This window comes from Enterocloster sp. OA13 (genome assembly GCF_022440595.1).
In the GTDB taxonomy this organism is placed as follows: domain Bacteria; phylum Bacillota; class Clostridia; order Lachnospirales; family Lachnospiraceae; genus Enterocloster; species Enterocloster hominis.
Window position 1 is genome coordinate 3,301,895 of the sequence record NZ_JAKNTF010000001.1, and the last position, 15,590, is coordinate 3,317,484.

Here is a 15,590-nt window from a genome sequence, read left to right on the forward strand (position 1 = left end):
TCCTAATCCAATCAGCCCATATTCCGGTCCAGGAAATCAAAACACAGATCGGATAACCATGGCTCATGCCACCAGTTCCTCCCATGGTGGGGTGCCCCATCCCCGGTATATAACTCTGCCTTATCCGGCCCGGCGGCCTGCTGCAGCGTCCTGAAAAATGTCTCCGACTGCTCATAAGGAACCACAGCATCACCGGTCCCATGGACAATCAAAAACGGAGGGATTGCTTTGTGTGCATATGTACAGGGATTGGCCAGCCTGACCAGTTCCGGTATCTCCGGAAGAGGGCTGCCTAAGAAGACGGATTCCGGGGAGTCCGGCAGATTGTGGTCCGGCACTCCTTTTTTTGTATGTTCAAACGCCTCATCCATGGCAAGGAAGCCGCCGCATGGCCCGCACCAGTCAATGACAGCCGCCACCCGGCAGTCATACCCGCCATTTCCCATGGATAAATCCTCAAATGCGGGATTGCCCTCCGTCAATGCAGTGATGGACACCAGCCAGCCGCCGCTGGACGGTCCCCACAGCGCAATCCGGTCCGGATCCAGCTGGTAACGCCGGGCATTGGCTTTCAAATAACGGATTGCCGCTTTCGCATCATACACCATGGCCGGGAAGCGGGACTCCCTGCTTTTCCGGTATTCGCAGTCCACCACCACATATCCGCGGTCTGTCCCGCGCAGCACCGGCTCTGAGCTGTCCTCTCCCTTGCCCCCATGCATGAATCCTCCGCCGTGAAAAAACAGGATGACCGGATAAGGACCTTCCTTCTCCTCATTGGGATACCAGATATCCAGTTTCTGGGACTGTGAATCGCCACTGTATGGGATATCAAACTGTTTCCTCCTGATATGCCCGGCCACTTCGGGTGATAACATGTGATTTACCGTCTGTTTGGCTGTCTCAGGTGATAACATATGTTCTTTCATTTACTGTCTCCCGTTCTCCAATGTATGCGTTCCAAGGACTGCAGATACCGTCAAACGCAAATGCCAGTCAATAGGGTGCCAATCCACGGTATCAGTCCGCATCATCCGGCAGTTCATGGTATTCCTCATATAAATCAGCCAGGAACACGCCCAGCTGCTGCGCTTCCACCGTGCTGTGGGTGATTACCTTCTTTAAATACGCGTCACTGAACATGTAATCCGGCGTCGTATCATCCTTCACGATTTTTCCGTCCCTGACGCCGTAGCCGATCCATTCACGGCTGCATTTCTCCATATATCCCAGTGGACTCTGTCTGGAAAGCGTCAGGCACAGATGCATGCCGCCTAACTGTTTATGTTCCGCATCCATGGTGTGGAACGTCTCATATGCGCAGTCCACGAAGCAGCCAGCCGCTTTCAGTTCCTGCTCCTTCTCCTCCGTCAGGCCAAATTCCCTCAGGTTGATTGCATGGCGTATGGTATACGTTTTAGCCTCTCCCGCCCCCAAGTCCAGGGATTCCACGGTCCAGATGCCATCCTGCTTATCCTTTCCATTGATGAACCCATGGCCCACATGGTCGGCCGGATTCCATATCTTATACTTGATATTATCATATCCCATGGGCCCCACAGGCTGGCTCTTCGGCGGGATATTCAGCCAGCGGAAATACCAGGCCAGCATCTTCGGCGTGCATCTGGGATAAGTTGTGTACACTGCGATATACCCTGTGCCGTCCGGCATGTGGCAGTATCCGTATTCCAGTTCCTGATACCCCTCGGGCTGCAGCAGATTCAGCCAGTTTTCCGGCAGGATGGCCTTTGCCGGATCTGCAGGGCATCCCCGCTCAATCAGTTCCCTCTCACGGGGCGCCAGCTCATATAACGGCAGGTCATAGTATTTGGCAAGGGGAAGCTCCCTCTCCCTTGGGTCCAGTTCCGGTCTTACTTCGATGATTCCTTTTCTGCTCATATCATTATCCTCTTTCTGTTTATTGTGCAGCCGCATCGTCCATCCCGGCCCGGAAGAACTGGATGGCCGATGGCGATACTGCTTTATATAGTTTTCCGGTGGATTCTAACATCCCGTTTTCATGGATGAAGAATGTGGTGATATCCCCTGACACCATATTGCCCGATACCAGGAATCTGCCGTCCGGGGAAATGTTGATACCCCTTGGAAGATTGCCGCCGGACGGTATGTTCTGCTTTACTGCCGGGATCCCGTCCTCCCCAACGGAAAGGACCACAATCTGGTTCAGTCCGCACAGTGTGACATAGAGTGTCCTTCCATCCGGATGGATCAGGATGTCCTGCGCCCCAACCGGCTTCCCTTCAATCAGCCCCACCTCCTCGGACAGCAGTTTCACCTTGCAGAACAGTTCTAACTTACCTGCATCCTCGTCGTAGTGGAAACAGTTCAGCTGCGCCAGGTTTTCATTGTTGGCATAGAATACCGGCAGGGTGGGATGGAAGGTGCCGTATCTGGGGAAACAGGCAACCTCCTCGGTCACATACTCATCCGTAATCACAATCTTCTCCTGATTGCGGTCCAGCTTAAATGCAATCAGCTTATCCATCCCCTTGTCGCAGGCCACGAACATCCCTCCGCCCGGGCTTTGGACCACTGCATGGAGCCTGGAGATGACCTGGACCAGCTGTATGTGATTGGTGACCGGGTCCACGTTCTTGCGTGAATTCGGACCGTTTCCGCCCGTTCCCGGGGTTATGGCCACATCGCATACATCACCTATTCCTCCATCTTCCCGTATCCTGAACATCACGATTGCAGTATCGTCAAACAGGACTTCATTTTGGAATGTCCCATCCTCATTCTTCTTTATTTTGGTCACATGCCAGGGATCCGCACAGTGGCACGTAAGGAGATATTTCCCCGACTTATCCAGACACAGATAGGATGGCTCGGGAAGCAGCGACTCCTTCTCATTAATCAGCGTAAGCCCCCCTGTCTCCGGGTTGATACGGAATGCCAGCAGATATCCGCCTCCGCCGATTTCCCCCCTCCGCTCCCCGCATTCATTAACCGCGTACAGGATCCGGTTCTTTGCGTCCAGACACAGCTGTCCTGCGGCAATGTCATAGCGGATGGTTTCAATCAGGGCCATTGCTCCTGTTTCCTGATTGAACTGAAAGATGGATATTCCCTTTGGCGCCGGAGCAAATCCCCAGTTTCCCACGTAAGCATATATTTTTTCAGTCATACTGATTCTCCTGTTTTCCTGTTATTTCATATTCACATCTTATGGATTGATTTCCCTGGCCCGGCAGCAGGACACAAAGTGTCCGGGGCTGATTTCTTCCAGCCTCTGGGGCTCGTGGCATCTTTCACACACATGGACGCAGCGGGCCGCAAACCGGCAGCCTGGTTTGGGATCAATGGGGGATGTAATCTCGCCCTTCAGTACAATACGCTCCATCTTCTTATCGATGTTAATGGACGGGATGGCGGAAAGCAGCGCCTTCGTATAGGGATGGTACTGTTTTTTGAACAGTTCCTTTGAAGGACAGGTTTCCACCAGCTGCCCCAGGTACATGACGCATATATTATCGGAAATATGCTTTACCACGGAAAGGTCATGGGTGATGAACATGTAGGTCAGGTTCTTTTCCTGCTGCAGGAACTTTAACAGATTCAGTATCTGGGCCTGGATGGACACATCCAGGGCGGAAACAGGTTCATCGCACACGATGAACTCAGGATTCAGGGCCAGGGCCCTTGCAATCCCCACCCGCTGGCGCCTGCCTCCATCCAGTTCGTGCGGATAGGACATGCGCAGCCTGGGCGCAATCCCCACCAGGTCCATAAGGTCCGTGGTCTTTCTCTGGATTTCACTTTTATTAAATTTACCTGACACCACCAGGAATTCCCGGATGGATTCTTCCACGGTATATCTTGGGTTCAGTGAGGAGTATGGATCCTGGAAAATCATCTGCGCATGCTCATGATAGTCCTTCATATCCCGCTTTCCAAGTGTCGTGACATCCTCGCCTTCAAAGAGGATGCGCCCATCCGTGCTTTCAAGCAGATGGACCAGCATGCGGCCCAGGGTGGATTTCCCGCACCCGGATTCGCCTACCACGCCAAGGGTGGTGCCTTTGGGGATGGTGAATGATACGTCATCCACCGCATGCAGCGTTCCCCTGCCTGTTTTAAAATATTTCTTCAGATTCTGCACTTCTATCAGATGATCCATCCCTACACCTCCTCCCCCGCCTTCAGACAGCGGCACAAATGTCCTGACGATACTTCCTTAAGCCCAACCTGGCTGCATTTACAGGCATCCGATGCCCGGGGGCACCGCGGATGGAATTTACATCCTTCCGGCAGGCTGGTGGGGTCCGGCGGCAGCCCGTCTATGGGCTGCAGCCATTCCACCTCCTGGTTCACCTTCGGCAGGGCGCCAAATAATCCAATCGTATAAGGATGGGAGGGTGACTTAAATATATCCCTAAGGGAGCCGGATTCCACAATCTCCCCTGCGTAAATCACAGCCACCTGGTCGCACATCTCGGCGACAACGCCTAAATCATGGGTAATCAGGATGGTAGTGGTATCATTCTCCCGGTTCAGCTCCCGCATCATCTCCAGCACCTGGGCCTGGATGGTCACGTCCAGGGCCGTGGTCGGCTCATCTGCAAGCAGCAGCTGGGGGTTACAGGCCAGGGCAATGGCTATGACCACCCTCTGCTTCATACCGCCTGAGAACTGGTGGGGATATTCACCATAGCGTTCCGCAGGGATCCCCACCTTCTCCAGCATGGCCTGCGCCCTTTTGTACACCTCGTTCTTGGGAATATCGCTGTGAAGCGCAATCACTTCCGCTATCTGTTGTCCTACCGTGATGACCGGATTTAAGGATGTCATGGGGTCCTGGAAAATCATTGTGATTTTCTCCCCGCGTACCTGGCACATCTCCTGTTCCGACAGTTCCAGCAGGTTGTTCCCTTCCAGAAGGACAGCCCCCGATCTTAACTGGGCAGGCGGCTCCTGGAGCACGCGCAGGATGGTGCGGGCAATGGTAGTCTTACCTGCCCCGGTCTCCCCGACCAGTCCCAGTACCTTACCCTTTTCCAGCTGAAAGGATACGCCGTTCACCGCATGTACGGTTTCCTCTTTGGTCACATATTCTACATTTAAATCCCTGACCTCTAAAAATGGTTTATGTTCGCTCATGGCTTCTCCTCTTATTTCTTAAGCTTTGGATCCAGGGCATCCCGCAGGCCGTCGCCAAGCAGGTTGAGCGACAGGACCACGATCATGATGCAGATGCCGGGAATAAGACACATGTAAGGATATTCCATCAGGAAATTACGGCTGTCCGCCAGCATGGCCCCCCATTCCGGGATAGGCGGCTGGACCCCGATTCCAATGTAGCTCATGCTGGCTGCCATCATGATCCTGGCCCCCACCCCCATGGTGGCCTGCACCAGCATCGGCGCAAAGGTATTGGGGAATACATGCCTTGCCATGATACGGATGTCGCTGCAATTGCCGATGGAGGCAGCTTCCAGATATTCCATCTTCCTTACATTCAATATGGAGGAACGCATCAGCCTGGCTGAACCTGCAATCCCCTCAAATCCCAGGGCAAGAATGGTATTAAAGATACCAGGCCCCAGGGCGCAGGCCAGGGCGATGTTGAGGATAAGGCCGGGAATGGACTGGATTACATCACAGACCCTCATGATGATGTTGTCAATCCTTCCCCCGTAATAACCGGACACAGCCCCAAATACAATCCCAAGTCCGGTGCTCAGGGCCACGGAGCCGATACCGATGGTCAGCGAATAACGTGCCCCGTACAGAATACGGCTGAATATATCCCGGCCCATCTGGTCCGTCCCAAACAGATGGGCCGCACTGGGTCCGGTCAGACGCTCTTTCACGCTGATGGCCGCATAATCATAGGGTGCAAGAACCGGTGCGAATACTGCTGCCAGGAATACCAGAAGAAAAATGATTCCGCCCAGCATGGCCCCTTTGTTATAGGATAGCTGTTTCATTATCTTAACAAACTGATTCTGGCGTCTGGGTTCCAGAACCGCGCCTTTTACATTCAATTCACTTGTCATCTTTCTTTCCCCTTTTCCTGCTTCCGGTAATCTGGGCCTTGACACGCGGGTCTACCGCTGCTATCAGAAGGTCGCAGAGCAGCATAATGATGGAAAATGTGATTGCCAGAAGGATTACACCGCCCTGCACCACAGGATAATCACGGTTGTTCACTGCATTTACAATGTACACGCCAACGCCGGGAATGGAAAATATGGTTTCCGCTATCAGGGTTCCACCCAGGGAGGTGCCAAAACTCATGCTGGCCACCGTAATCACGGGAATCAGCGCATTGGGCAGCGCATGTCTGTAAATCACTGCCTTCTGCTTGACGCCCTTGGCCTTTGCCATGGTGATATAGTCCGCATGTATGACTTCCAGCATACCGGAGCGCATCTGCCGAGCCATGGTGGTCATTCCCGCAAACGCCGTGGATACGATTGGCAGGATCCAGTACTTGATTCCCCCAATCCCATAGGCGGGAAGCCATCCCAGCCTGCTGGAGAACAGCATGATCAGTACCAGGGCAAACCAGAACCCGGGAAGGGAGGTGCCCACCAGGGCCAGGGACATGGTCCCATAATCAGGAAAACGGTTCTGGTGGACAGCTGCCGTGACGCCAAGGGGGATTCCGATCACCAATGACAGGACCATACCGGATACCGCGAAAATCAGGGTCTTGGGAAATCTCGATACCATTTCCGAAGTAATGGAAACATTGGTGATATAGGAGGTCCCAAAGTCAAATCGGATGAACACGTCGTAAAAATACCGTCCCAGCTGTACAATATAAGGGTCATTCAGGCCCATGGATTCCCGCAGTTCGTTAATCTGCGCATCGGTTGCCGTGGTTCCCAGTATGACCTGGGCCGGGTCGCCGGGGGTAAGCTGCATCAGTGTGAATACAAGGACTACCACACCGAATATGACCGGTATCATGAGCAGAATCCTCTTTAATGTATATTTAAGCATATTGTTTATCTCCTCCTCACAGGCAGGGATGCATGATTAATCTGCCAGCTCAATGGTATTCACGCGGATGAAGCGGTTCCAGTCCGTATAGAATCCCGTTACCTTTGCCGAATTATAGGCGGCGTAATCAGGCATGCTGTAGATTTCATAGTAATAAGCGTTATCTGTGATGTAATCATAAAATGCGTTTACATTTTCCTGTGTATATCCATCCGCAGAAGCCAGTGTATCGTAAAGGGACTGGAGCTTATCGTCCAGCAGGCCTGCCCAGGTCCTGCCGGAATCATAATTCTTCCGGTTGAACAGGGTGTTCCATAAGTCCTGTGTGGCGTATCCGGAATTGCCAGGCCCTGCATATGCCATCTCATACTGGCCGCTGGTGCCGTCCCTGTATGCGCCGTAGGTGGTTCCCTCGCACACATTCAGCTCCGCGTCAATACCCACATCCAGAAGGTTGGCCTGTATGATCTGCCACATGGTCGTAATGGTTCCGTTGTTGTTTGCCAGAAGACGCAGATGCAGTCCTCCCTCCCCGTAACCGGCCTTGGCAAGCAGTTCCCTGGCCTTATCCGTGTCGTACGCATAGGGACTGCTCTCCCATGAGGGATCATAACCGATGGTCAGCTCTTTGCTGCCGCAGGTCACCTTACTGGGTTCTGCATATCCATAGCCGCATGCCTCTGCCACTGATTCATTGTCAATGGCATATAACACGGCCTGCCGCAGTTCCAGATTATCATAAAACGGGCTGTCCTCCGTCATACAGAACATGATGCCTCTGTCCTCGGAAGAGGGCACACCGTAAATTTCAATACCATCCTTGGCTGCAACCTCATCCAGCATACTTGGCTGGATGAACATGGCGACCTGGATGTCGCCCTTTTCAATGGCCAGCGCCAGCTGTGTTGCTTCCTCCAGTATGTTAAATTCTATGATATCCGCATTGGCCACGCTTCCCGGATAGGCCAGCTCATCCGTCTGCCAGTAGGAATCCGTCTTCTCAAGGGTTATGGAGGTTCCCGCCACGTAGTTGCTCACCGTGTAGGGCATGGTGCCGCAGGATGTGGTTGCAAACTGGTCCGGGCTGTCATTGTATGACTTCTCGGTGGCGATTGGAACTTTACACACAATATACTCAAATGCACCTGCCGCTGCCGTATTGAGTTTCAGTTCCACCGTGTACTCATCCTTTACCAGGGCCTCCTCCACCACCGTGGCCCAGTTCTTATTGTACTGGTTAAAGCTGAACACCACGTCGGACGCCGTAACCGGATTGCCTGCTGCGTCCTTAATATTGTCATAAATCGTGACATCGAAGGTTACATCATCCACTTTCTCATAATCCTTCATCAGGATCGGTTCCAGATCCGCGGAACCGCTCTGACAGCTGGCCAGTGTCTCATACAGTGTGTATGTGACCATATCCTTTGTAATACGGCCGCTGGTCCAGGGATTCAGGGAATCCAGTCCTCCGTACAGACCCACGGCCAGCTTTTTCTTCCCATCGGCCATGTCCTGGCTTTGTTCCGTTCCGGCGGAAGCCGCCGTCGCCGTGGTCTTCTGGCCGCCAAAACCGCAGCCGGTCAGTGATACTGCCATTGCACAGGCCAACATTGCTGCAATCGTTTTTTTTCTCATTTGTCTCATTCCCGCTACCCCTTTTCTCTTATTTTGCCCCCGCAAAATGAATGTTTATTGTTCTATGTTTTCTCTGAATTATCGTACAATTTCACTAACTTTCTCTGTTTTATCCCTCCTTTATTATGCATTTTATCATCCTGACCGCATTTTGTCTAACATCTATGTACCTGCCAATCTACAAGTATTTACTTGTATTTCATCACCTTTCCATGCGGGACGTCCGTTGGGAATACACCCGGTACATCCGGGCAGCCCCAAACAGCAAAAAAGGAAACAACATTGCCAATTCAGCAGGCAATGCTGTTTCCTTCTTTTTGTCCGGCGGGAACCCGCGGACACTTAACATCTCATACCGGGCGCGGGTTAGGAATACGGATGCATCCATTACCTGATCAGACATATGGCCCCAAAGAAAATCCCCCAGGCCCCCAGGCCTCCCACCGCAATCTTCACATAGCGGAAATAAACCGCCTCCATATGCGCCTGGGCCTTGCTGGCTGCAGGTTTCCCGGAACCATTCCCGGACCCTCCCGGCATCTTAAACCCATCGCCGGCCGTCCTCCTCATAAACCTTCCCCTCACCTGCCTCACAGCAGCCAGGCTGCATGGAATCAGGACGGCGGAAAAAAAGAGCCAGGCAAAAAATCCGGTAACAGCCACATTGGACAGCAGGTGCAGGACGCCTTCCTGCATGTCAAAGCGTATGAAGAAACTCACGTCCACCGCAATCATGCTGGCCGTCAGAAGTATCATGCTCCAGAATATAATCCGGCAGAGAAGCGGCAGGACCGGTTCCTCATACGTGCGGATGATCCGGTTCTGCTTATTCAGGTTCCATTTATCCTGTCCTTCCCAAAAATAGCCCATGGATGTCCCCTCCCTTACACAGTCCTTATTGCCTTAATCCATCTTCTGCTCTTTAAACGCCATATACACCAGATTGTCTTTAAGATATTATCCATCCTCAGGCATATATAAATCCAGAATACCGGGGCATGCCATACAAAACCTGCCAGAAGCCCCAGGGGGATGGAAGAAATCCATAAAAACAGATTATCCGCAGCCACCAGTACCTTGGTATCGCCGCCTCCCCTCAATGCGCCTTTGGTCAGTATCATATTGGATGCCTGGAATATCATGATTAAGCTGACCGCATACATCAGATGCCTTGTAATCGCCGCCGTCTCCTCAGTCAGGCGGTACATGCCGACCACCGGCTCCGTAATCAGCAGGATGATTGCAGCCGACAGGGTACCCAGCAGGATTCCAATCCCAAGGAATGCCCAGCCCTGACGCTCCGCCTCCCGTATCTGTCCCCGGCCCAGGGTATTGCCTACCATGACCGAACTGGCCTGGGACACGCCCTGAATCAGGTTGCCGGTCAGCCTGGAGATGACGGAGACGATTGCATTGGCCGCCACAAAAGCCGTGCCCAGGCGTCCAATCACCATCATGACCACATTTTCCCCAAAAGAAAGAAGGATATCGCTGATCAATACAGGCAGCCCAAAATGGACATATTCCCGCACAAGTCCCCCTGTCCTGGCAAACAGGTCCCTAACGCGGAACCTGAGCTTATTCTCTGCCAGAAGCAGATACCCGCAGATAACGGAGCATTCGTAGATACGCACCAGCAGGGTGCTGAAAGCCGCGCCGGATAACCCCATGGCCGGGGCGCCCAGCTTGCCGAACATGAATATATAATTGGCTGCGATATTGATGAAAAAACCAGCTATGGACACATACAGGGCCAGTCTCACCTTTCTGATACTGCGCAGGATGACCGTGGTGGTTATGGATAAACCATTGAAAAAATAAGCCAAGGTACAGTATTTCAGATATTCGGTCCCATACCGTATAACCTGCGGCTGTGCGGTATACAGCCTCATGATTACCCCCGGGAAAGAAAAGGTAAGCAGGCCGAACACGGCGGCCAGGACCAGGGACAGGCGGTACATGATTGCAATCACTTTTTTGAGGGAATCCATATCCTGCATCCCCCAGAAGCGGGAAGCCAGCACAGAGGCACCCATGCTGAGTCCCATGGAAAAGGAACGGTATGTATTCACGAACTGGGTGGCCAAGGATGCCGCCGACAGCTGCAGCTCCCCCAAAGAGCCGATCATCAGGGTGTCTGTCAGGTTGATTCCATCCGTAATCATCCCCTGCAGGGCGACCGGAAGGGCAAACAGCAGGATTTCCTTATAAAATTTCCCATCATCATATACCAGAGGTCCCGGTTTCATTTTCATGTGGATTCCTCTTTAGCAGATGTCTCTTTAACAGATGTCCCTTTAGCAGGCGCCTCTTTTGTGAACAGACCTTTTTCAAGACGGCGGCAGGATTCCTCCAGCGCCGGTCTGATATATCCTCTTGCCATGAAGCAGCTTTTCCTTCCCGGAAGGCTGCGCCGGATATCCCGTTCCAGGGTTTCATCATCAAAAATGTAACCGCTTGGAACCATCAGGCTGCAATCGTGATTGATGATGACGGTTTCCCCTGCATCGGAAACCGCTTTAAGGGCGGTTCCCAGTGAGGAATACAGTTCCCCGCTGGCTCCAATGAGGGCCAGGTCCCCAATCTTCAGCAGGTGCATGCGCACCTCATAGGACGTATCCATGGGCCTTCCTTCTGAGTCCTCAGAGGGAATCCTTATCCAGTCAATCCGTCCATGTAATTCTGTATTTTCTTTATAGGAAGGCAGGTGCCTGATTACCTGGCATACATCCGCATACTGCCGGGCCGACAGGTTTTTTAAGGCTGCCCGGGCCATCTCCCCGTTTTTGAGGATCAGACGTGTCTGACGGCCTGTTTTTATGTCGGGATAATAGATTTCGTTGCCCATCACCGGATTGATATCCCCTGCCGCCCCGCTGGTCCAGAGGGCCACACTGCCGCCGTACGCTTCTTCCAGATACCGGCAGACAGCACCTCCCACATCGGAGCTGACCGCCGGTTTCCCGTCCCTGCCGCAGGGATTCTGGATCATGACGCAGTTGTGCATGGGATAATTGAGGAAGAAGCCGATGGTGTCCCCCTCCGGCCCATCCACCTTCAAGACGAACATGGTCCGGTCCACGGCCTTTCCCGGATTGATTCCCAGTCCGCATTCCGCCGTAACATGACCGTTCCCATCTTTTACATAATAATCCTGTATCCTGTCCACATTGATACAGCATTCGCCGGACCCATAGGTAAGCCTGGCTGGACGTTTTCCGGCCACGGCCCGGCCTACGGCCTCCATCATGCACTCTGTTATGAATGCTTCATATCCCGCGGTTGCCTCCTGCACATGGCGCGGCTTCTTACTGATATCATTGGGTCCTTCATTAATCCGGATTCCGGTCACAGGAGCTGTGTGCGTATGTATGCTGGTAAGTATTATGTTCTGTTCCGGTATCTGAAAACGCTGTTCCAGCGTTTGCAGAAGCAGGCCCGGATGAGGCACCTTGTCCAGATCGAATGTAACTATCAGGGACTTTTCACAGCCATCGTCAAACAGCAGCGCCCTTACGTACAGATCATCCAATATCCCTGTGAATTCTATATCCTGAAGCCCCCGCAAATCCTTCAGCCATTCCTCCCGGGGGGTGATTTTCATTTTTCCGGCTCCACATTGTAACTGCTCTTTCATCTGCCCTCCAACTTTCTCAAATGATATCTCCATTATGGATGCTGCTCTCCCAGCACCTGTTCAAACAGCCAGTCCCTGATTTCCTCTATATCATAGGCAAAATGCATGGAACTGTTATGCTCATTGGGCGTCTCTTCCTCCGGATTCCCATCCCATGTGGTCCCAAGCCTGAACATGGTATAGTGGACAGGACTCCCCTGCGCGCGCATGTCTGCCGCGGCCCGGGCATATTCTTCCCTGCTCCACCTGGCGTCCCATACTCCTTTGGCAACAGCAGCCCCATCTGCTTCCCATGCAGCCACGCTGGCATTCATCCCCGGATACCCTCTCTTATCCCCCTCGGAAATGATGATCCAGATATTCTCATCCTTCATCACACGCATGGCATCCGGATCCGACTGGCCGGCAACCAGAAGCAGCCCTGCAAAGAAGCCGGGATACCGTATATCCATATCAATGGAACGGATACAGCCCGCGGACTGGCCGCTGGTATAAATGCGGCGGGAGTCAATCCTGTATTCAGATTCCAGCTGCCCAATCAATTTCATTACGGTGTCATTCATGGTTTCCGGTGCGTCCTTCCTGAATTGTGGTGCCAGCACGAAGCAGGGATGTTTTGCCTGTTCCTCCGGCCCTGCCCAGACCACCGCCCCATTTCCCTGGCGCAGGGTTATCATCACATCATCACCGTCCGCACTGGCATCCGCCATGAAAAGAATCAGGGGATATTCCTTCTGCGTACTGTAGTCCTCCGGTATATATAGATTATACATCAGATATTCCCCTGTGTCCGGGTCCCTGAATATTTTTTGCTGAAAATCATCCACTGTCCTGTTTTTGACCTCTGTATTCGGATAAATACCACCATTGGGCAGCAATGGGATATCCTCTTCTGTCATTATGGTTTTTTCCTGTTCCACACTGGCATAAACAGCTTTGACCACGCCGGATCCCGTTGTCCCCGTAGGCCCGTTACCACCGTTTATAATACCTCCTTCATAGACAGAAGACAATTCATCTGCCGTGGACAGCTCCAATATCACATATCTGCCATCGGTCCCCGCATCTGCCCTGTCAGCTTCTGTATTGGCGTACGCCTTCATAATGGTGCGTCCCTGGACAAAAAAGCTGTCTGACGCGACGGAACGGTTCTGGATTTCCCTGTCATATTCCAATATCACCGCCGTTATCTTCTGGCCATTGCCGAATACCTCCGTGACAGCCGTCACCTGCAGCGGCTCCCCATATTCCACCTCATATCCCGTAGCCGCTGCCTTCTGATACCACGAATCCGCCTGCTGCCAATCCGGTTCTGTTCCCTTTCCGTATTCATAAAGGCCGGCCATGCCTATCATGCCCACGGCTGCTGTCTTATCCCCCCGCCCGGCTGCCGTTTCATACCACTGCATGGCCATGCCATAATCCTGAGGTACGCCCTGTCCAAACTCATACAGCCGTCCCAGATAATACTGGCTTGTTATATCCCCACGCTCTGCCCCCAGCTGGTAATATGCTGCCGCTGCTCCATAATCCTTCTGTACTCCCAGACCTTTCTCAAACATCAATCCTGCATAACGCGGTCCCTTCCTGTCACCTGCACGTATGGATTCCATCATCCATTCCATTGCTGTCTGATAATCGGTTCCGACGCCATTGCCGGTAAAATACAGCAGGCCTATGCTCATCATGGCTTTAGGGCTTCCCTGGGCCGCTGCCTTCCGGTACCACTCCATGGCCCGTCCTGCATCCGCAGTTCCATATTCCCCTTTCTCCAGATCCTCCCCCAGCTGTTCCTGGGCTTTCAGATATCCGGCCCCGGCGGAGTCCTTAAGATACCGCATTGCCTGTATCATATCCCCGGATGCCTTTGCCTGTCCGTACTGCCGGTAATACTGCTGGCCGGCCTCTTCTTCCCCGTCCCCATCCGACATTCCGGTTCCCCCGGATGCCCCGGCCACTTCTGATATCCCAGTCATTGCCGGTGCCCCGGATACTTCCGGCGTCCCAGGCGTCCCACTCACTTCTGCCATCCCGCTGGTTCCTGTTATACAGGAAACTGTCATTGCCATCCCAATTGTAAACACCATCTTTTTAACCACAAGCTGTATCCCCCTGTTCCTATACTTTTAACAACTATATTTCCTTGTCTTAGCTTTACAAATAGAAAGGTATACTATATAATTATTACAACCATTTACTTGTAATTCAAATCAACCGCATCCTCATATATGGAGGGAAAAATGAACTTTTTAAGCCTGGAATACTTTCTGGTCATTGCAGAAGAAAAGAATTTCAGCCGGGCCGCGGACAAGCTGTTCGTATCCCAGCAATCTTTAAGTGAACACGTCAAGAAGCTGGAACAGGAACTGGGGACACCGCTGTTTAAACGGGGCCGCTCCCTGACGCTTACGGTTGCCGGCGAGTGTCTGGTTACCGGAGCCCAGGAGATCCTGGATGCCCAGTCACGTATGCTCCAGCAGATTGCCTTTGTGACAGAAAACAGACGGAAGAAAATCACAATCGCTGTCTCTACCTTTGATGTCCCGCCCTTCCTGCCCGAACTTCTGGCCAGATATAAGGCCAAATACCCCAATTATGACGCAGTGGTGGTAAAGCGCCAGGTTTCGGATATCGCTTATAATATGAGCGGTGTGGACCTATATATCAGTTTCCTTCCCCTTAATCCCAATCTGGAGAACATCATCCTGAGCCAGGACCACTTTGTAGCGATAGCCTCAAAGGAACTGTTCTCCCAGACCTACGGAAAGAAATGGAAGAAACTGGAACAGGAACTGCAATCCCATGAAGCCCTCTCTGTCATCAGGGATATCCCATTTATCCTGCTCTACGACAAGAACGGCATCCTCTCCCGGGATTTGGACCATATCTTTAAAACCTACCACATCACCCCGCGGGTTGGTTTCCAGTCTGAGAATAATGAACTGAACGCAGAGATGTGCGCCTGCGGCATGGGCGTCATGCTGGCCCCCTATGATTACTGCATCCGTAAATTCCGCCTTGACTCGGATGAGAAACGGAACCAATTCGGCATTTATCCAATACAGACACCTGGATTAGATGCATGCATCGCCATATCCTATGAGAAGGGGAGGCATCTGAATCCAGCGGAGAAACATTTCATTGAACTGGCCAGACAATATCTGAGTAATCCATAAGTATTGGGAGGGAATGATTTTCAATCATCCCTCTCCTTTTTGTGTACACATTGCACAATTATGATAGTTTTCCTTTACATTCATATGTCTATTTAACTATAATCCGACAAAAATGTCCAACACCGTCAAGCCTTTGGGGTTACAAGCCTTTCCTTGTACAAAAATCC

13 protein-coding genes are annotated in these 15,590 nt (G+C 52.3%); 1 reads left to right on the top strand and 12 read right to left on the bottom strand.

Annotation, left to right across the window (positions count from 1 at the left end; all coding sequences use genetic code 11):
• Positions 1 to 11 precede the first annotated feature (11 nt).
• The 12 genes from MCJ35_RS14645 to MCJ35_RS14700 form a co-directional block, all read right to left on the bottom strand.
• Positions 12 to 929: an alpha/beta hydrolase fold domain-containing protein gene (locus MCJ35_RS14645; protein WP_025486588.1), complete on the bottom strand. Its 918-nt coding sequence runs from the start codon at positions 927 to 929 to the stop codon at positions 12 to 14.
• A 91-nt stretch (positions 930 to 1,020) separates the two neighbouring features.
• Entirely contained in the window at positions 1,021 to 1,899 is an 879-nt protein-coding gene (locus MCJ35_RS14650) for a DAPG hydrolase family protein (protein ID WP_034577980.1), read from the bottom strand.
• A gap of 19 nt (positions 1,900 to 1,918) precedes the next feature.
• Complete coding sequence (locus MCJ35_RS14655) at positions 1,919 to 3,148, bottom strand: lactonase family protein (protein ID WP_008717760.1); 1,230 nt, start codon at positions 3,146 to 3,148, stop codon at positions 1,919 to 1,921.
• A 39-nt stretch (positions 3,149 to 3,187) separates the two neighbouring features.
• A complete protein-coding gene (locus tag MCJ35_RS14660) occupies positions 3,188 to 4,141 on the bottom strand; it encodes an ABC transporter ATP-binding protein (protein ID WP_025486586.1) in 954 nt (317 codons plus the stop codon).
• 2 nt (positions 4,142 to 4,143) lie between these two features.
• Positions 4,144 to 5,121, bottom strand: coding sequence for an ABC transporter ATP-binding protein (locus MCJ35_RS14665; protein WP_025486585.1), 978 nt, complete (start codon positions 5,119 to 5,121; stop codon positions 4,144 to 4,146).
• 11 nt (positions 5,122 to 5,132) lie between these two features.
• Positions 5,133 to 6,020 carry an ABC transporter permease gene (locus MCJ35_RS14670; protein WP_025486584.1) on the bottom strand — a complete coding sequence of 296 codons (888 nt, stop codon included), beginning with the start codon at positions 6,018 to 6,020 and terminating at the stop codon, positions 5,133 to 5,135.
• The gene (locus tag MCJ35_RS14675) at positions 6,010 to 6,972 is read right to left on the bottom strand and encodes an ABC transporter permease (protein ID WP_008717764.1); all 963 of its coding nucleotides are present in this window, start codon (positions 6,970 to 6,972) and stop codon (positions 6,010 to 6,012) included. The genes MCJ35_RS14670 and MCJ35_RS14675 overlap by 11 nt, the downstream gene beginning before the upstream one ends.
• 36 nt (positions 6,973 to 7,008) lie before the next feature.
• Positions 7,009 to 8,619, bottom strand: coding sequence for an ABC transporter substrate-binding protein (locus MCJ35_RS14680; RefSeq protein ID WP_081739250.1), 1,611 nt, complete (start codon positions 8,617 to 8,619; stop codon positions 7,009 to 7,011).
• Positions 8,620 to 8,997: 378 nt separating this feature from the next.
• Positions 8,998 to 9,480 carry a hypothetical protein gene (locus MCJ35_RS14685; RefSeq protein WP_025486581.1) on the bottom strand — a complete coding sequence of 161 codons (483 nt, stop codon included), beginning with the start codon at positions 9,478 to 9,480 and terminating at the stop codon, positions 8,998 to 9,000.
• A gap of 14 nt (positions 9,481 to 9,494) precedes the next feature.
• Positions 9,495 to 10,865, bottom strand: a complete 1,371-nt coding sequence (locus MCJ35_RS14690) for an MATE family efflux transporter (protein ID WP_025486580.1) — start codon at positions 10,863 to 10,865, stop codon at positions 9,495 to 9,497.
• Entirely contained in the window at positions 10,862 to 12,247 is a 1,386-nt protein-coding gene (locus tag MCJ35_RS14695) for a neutral/alkaline non-lysosomal ceramidase N-terminal domain-containing protein (protein WP_155858500.1), read from the bottom strand. Before MCJ35_RS14695 ends, MCJ35_RS14690 begins: the two co-directional genes overlap by 4 nt.
• 32 nt (positions 12,248 to 12,279) lie before the next feature.
• Positions 12,280 to 14,346 (bottom strand): PHB depolymerase family esterase, encoded by a 2,067-nt coding sequence (locus tag MCJ35_RS14700; RefSeq protein ID WP_025486578.1) that lies wholly within the window; start codon positions 14,344 to 14,346, stop codon positions 12,280 to 12,282.
• Positions 14,347 to 14,487: 141 nt separating this feature from the next.
• Between MCJ35_RS14700 and MCJ35_RS14705 the strand changes: the two genes are divergently transcribed.
• The gene (locus tag MCJ35_RS14705) at positions 14,488 to 15,423 is read left to right on the top strand and encodes a LysR family transcriptional regulator (RefSeq protein WP_025486577.1); all 936 of its coding nucleotides are present in this window, start codon (positions 14,488 to 14,490) and stop codon (positions 15,421 to 15,423) included.
• Positions 15,424 to 15,590 lie beyond the last annotated feature (167 nt).

Bases quoted from the DNA above. Each gene is read 5' to 3' on its own strand.
- MCJ35_RS14645 (WP_025486588.1), bottom strand. From the start codon at position 929: ATGAAAGAACATATGTTATCACCTGAGACAGCCAAACAGACGGTAAAT.
- MCJ35_RS14650 (WP_034577980.1), bottom strand. From the start codon at position 1,899: ATGAGCAGAAAAGGAATCATCGAAGTAAGACCGGAACTGGACCCAAGG.
- MCJ35_RS14655 (WP_008717760.1), bottom strand. From the start codon at position 3,148: ATGACTGAAAAAATATATGCTTACGTGGGAAACTGGGGATTTGCTCCG.
- MCJ35_RS14660 (WP_025486586.1), bottom strand. From the start codon at position 4,141: ATGGATCATCTGATAGAAGTGCAGAATCTGAAGAAATATTTTAAAACA.
- MCJ35_RS14665 (WP_025486585.1), bottom strand. From the start codon at position 5,121: ATGAGCGAACATAAACCATTTTTAGAGGTCAGGGATTTAAATGTAGAA.
- MCJ35_RS14670 (WP_025486584.1), bottom strand. From the start codon at position 6,020: ATGACAAGTGAATTGAATGTAAAAGGCGCGGTTCTGGAACCCAGACGC.
- MCJ35_RS14675 (WP_008717764.1), bottom strand. From the start codon at position 6,972: ATGCTTAAATATACATTAAAGAGGATTCTGCTCATGATACCGGTCATA.
- MCJ35_RS14680 (WP_081739250.1), bottom strand. From the start codon at position 8,619: ATGAGACAAATGAGAAAAAAAACGATTGCAGCAATGTTGGCCTGTGCA.
- MCJ35_RS14685 (WP_025486581.1), bottom strand. From the start codon at position 9,480: ATGGGCTATTTTTGGGAAGGACAGGATAAATGGAACCTGAATAAGCAG.
- MCJ35_RS14690 (WP_025486580.1), bottom strand. From the start codon at position 10,865: ATGAAAATGAAACCGGGACCTCTGGTATATGATGATGGGAAATTTTAT.
- MCJ35_RS14695 (WP_155858500.1), bottom strand. From the start codon at position 12,247: ATGAAAGAGCAGTTACAATGTGGAGCCGGAAAAATGAAAATCACCCCC.
- MCJ35_RS14705 (WP_025486577.1), top strand. From the start codon at position 14,488: ATGAACTTTTTAAGCCTGGAATACTTTCTGGTCATTGCAGAAGAAAAG.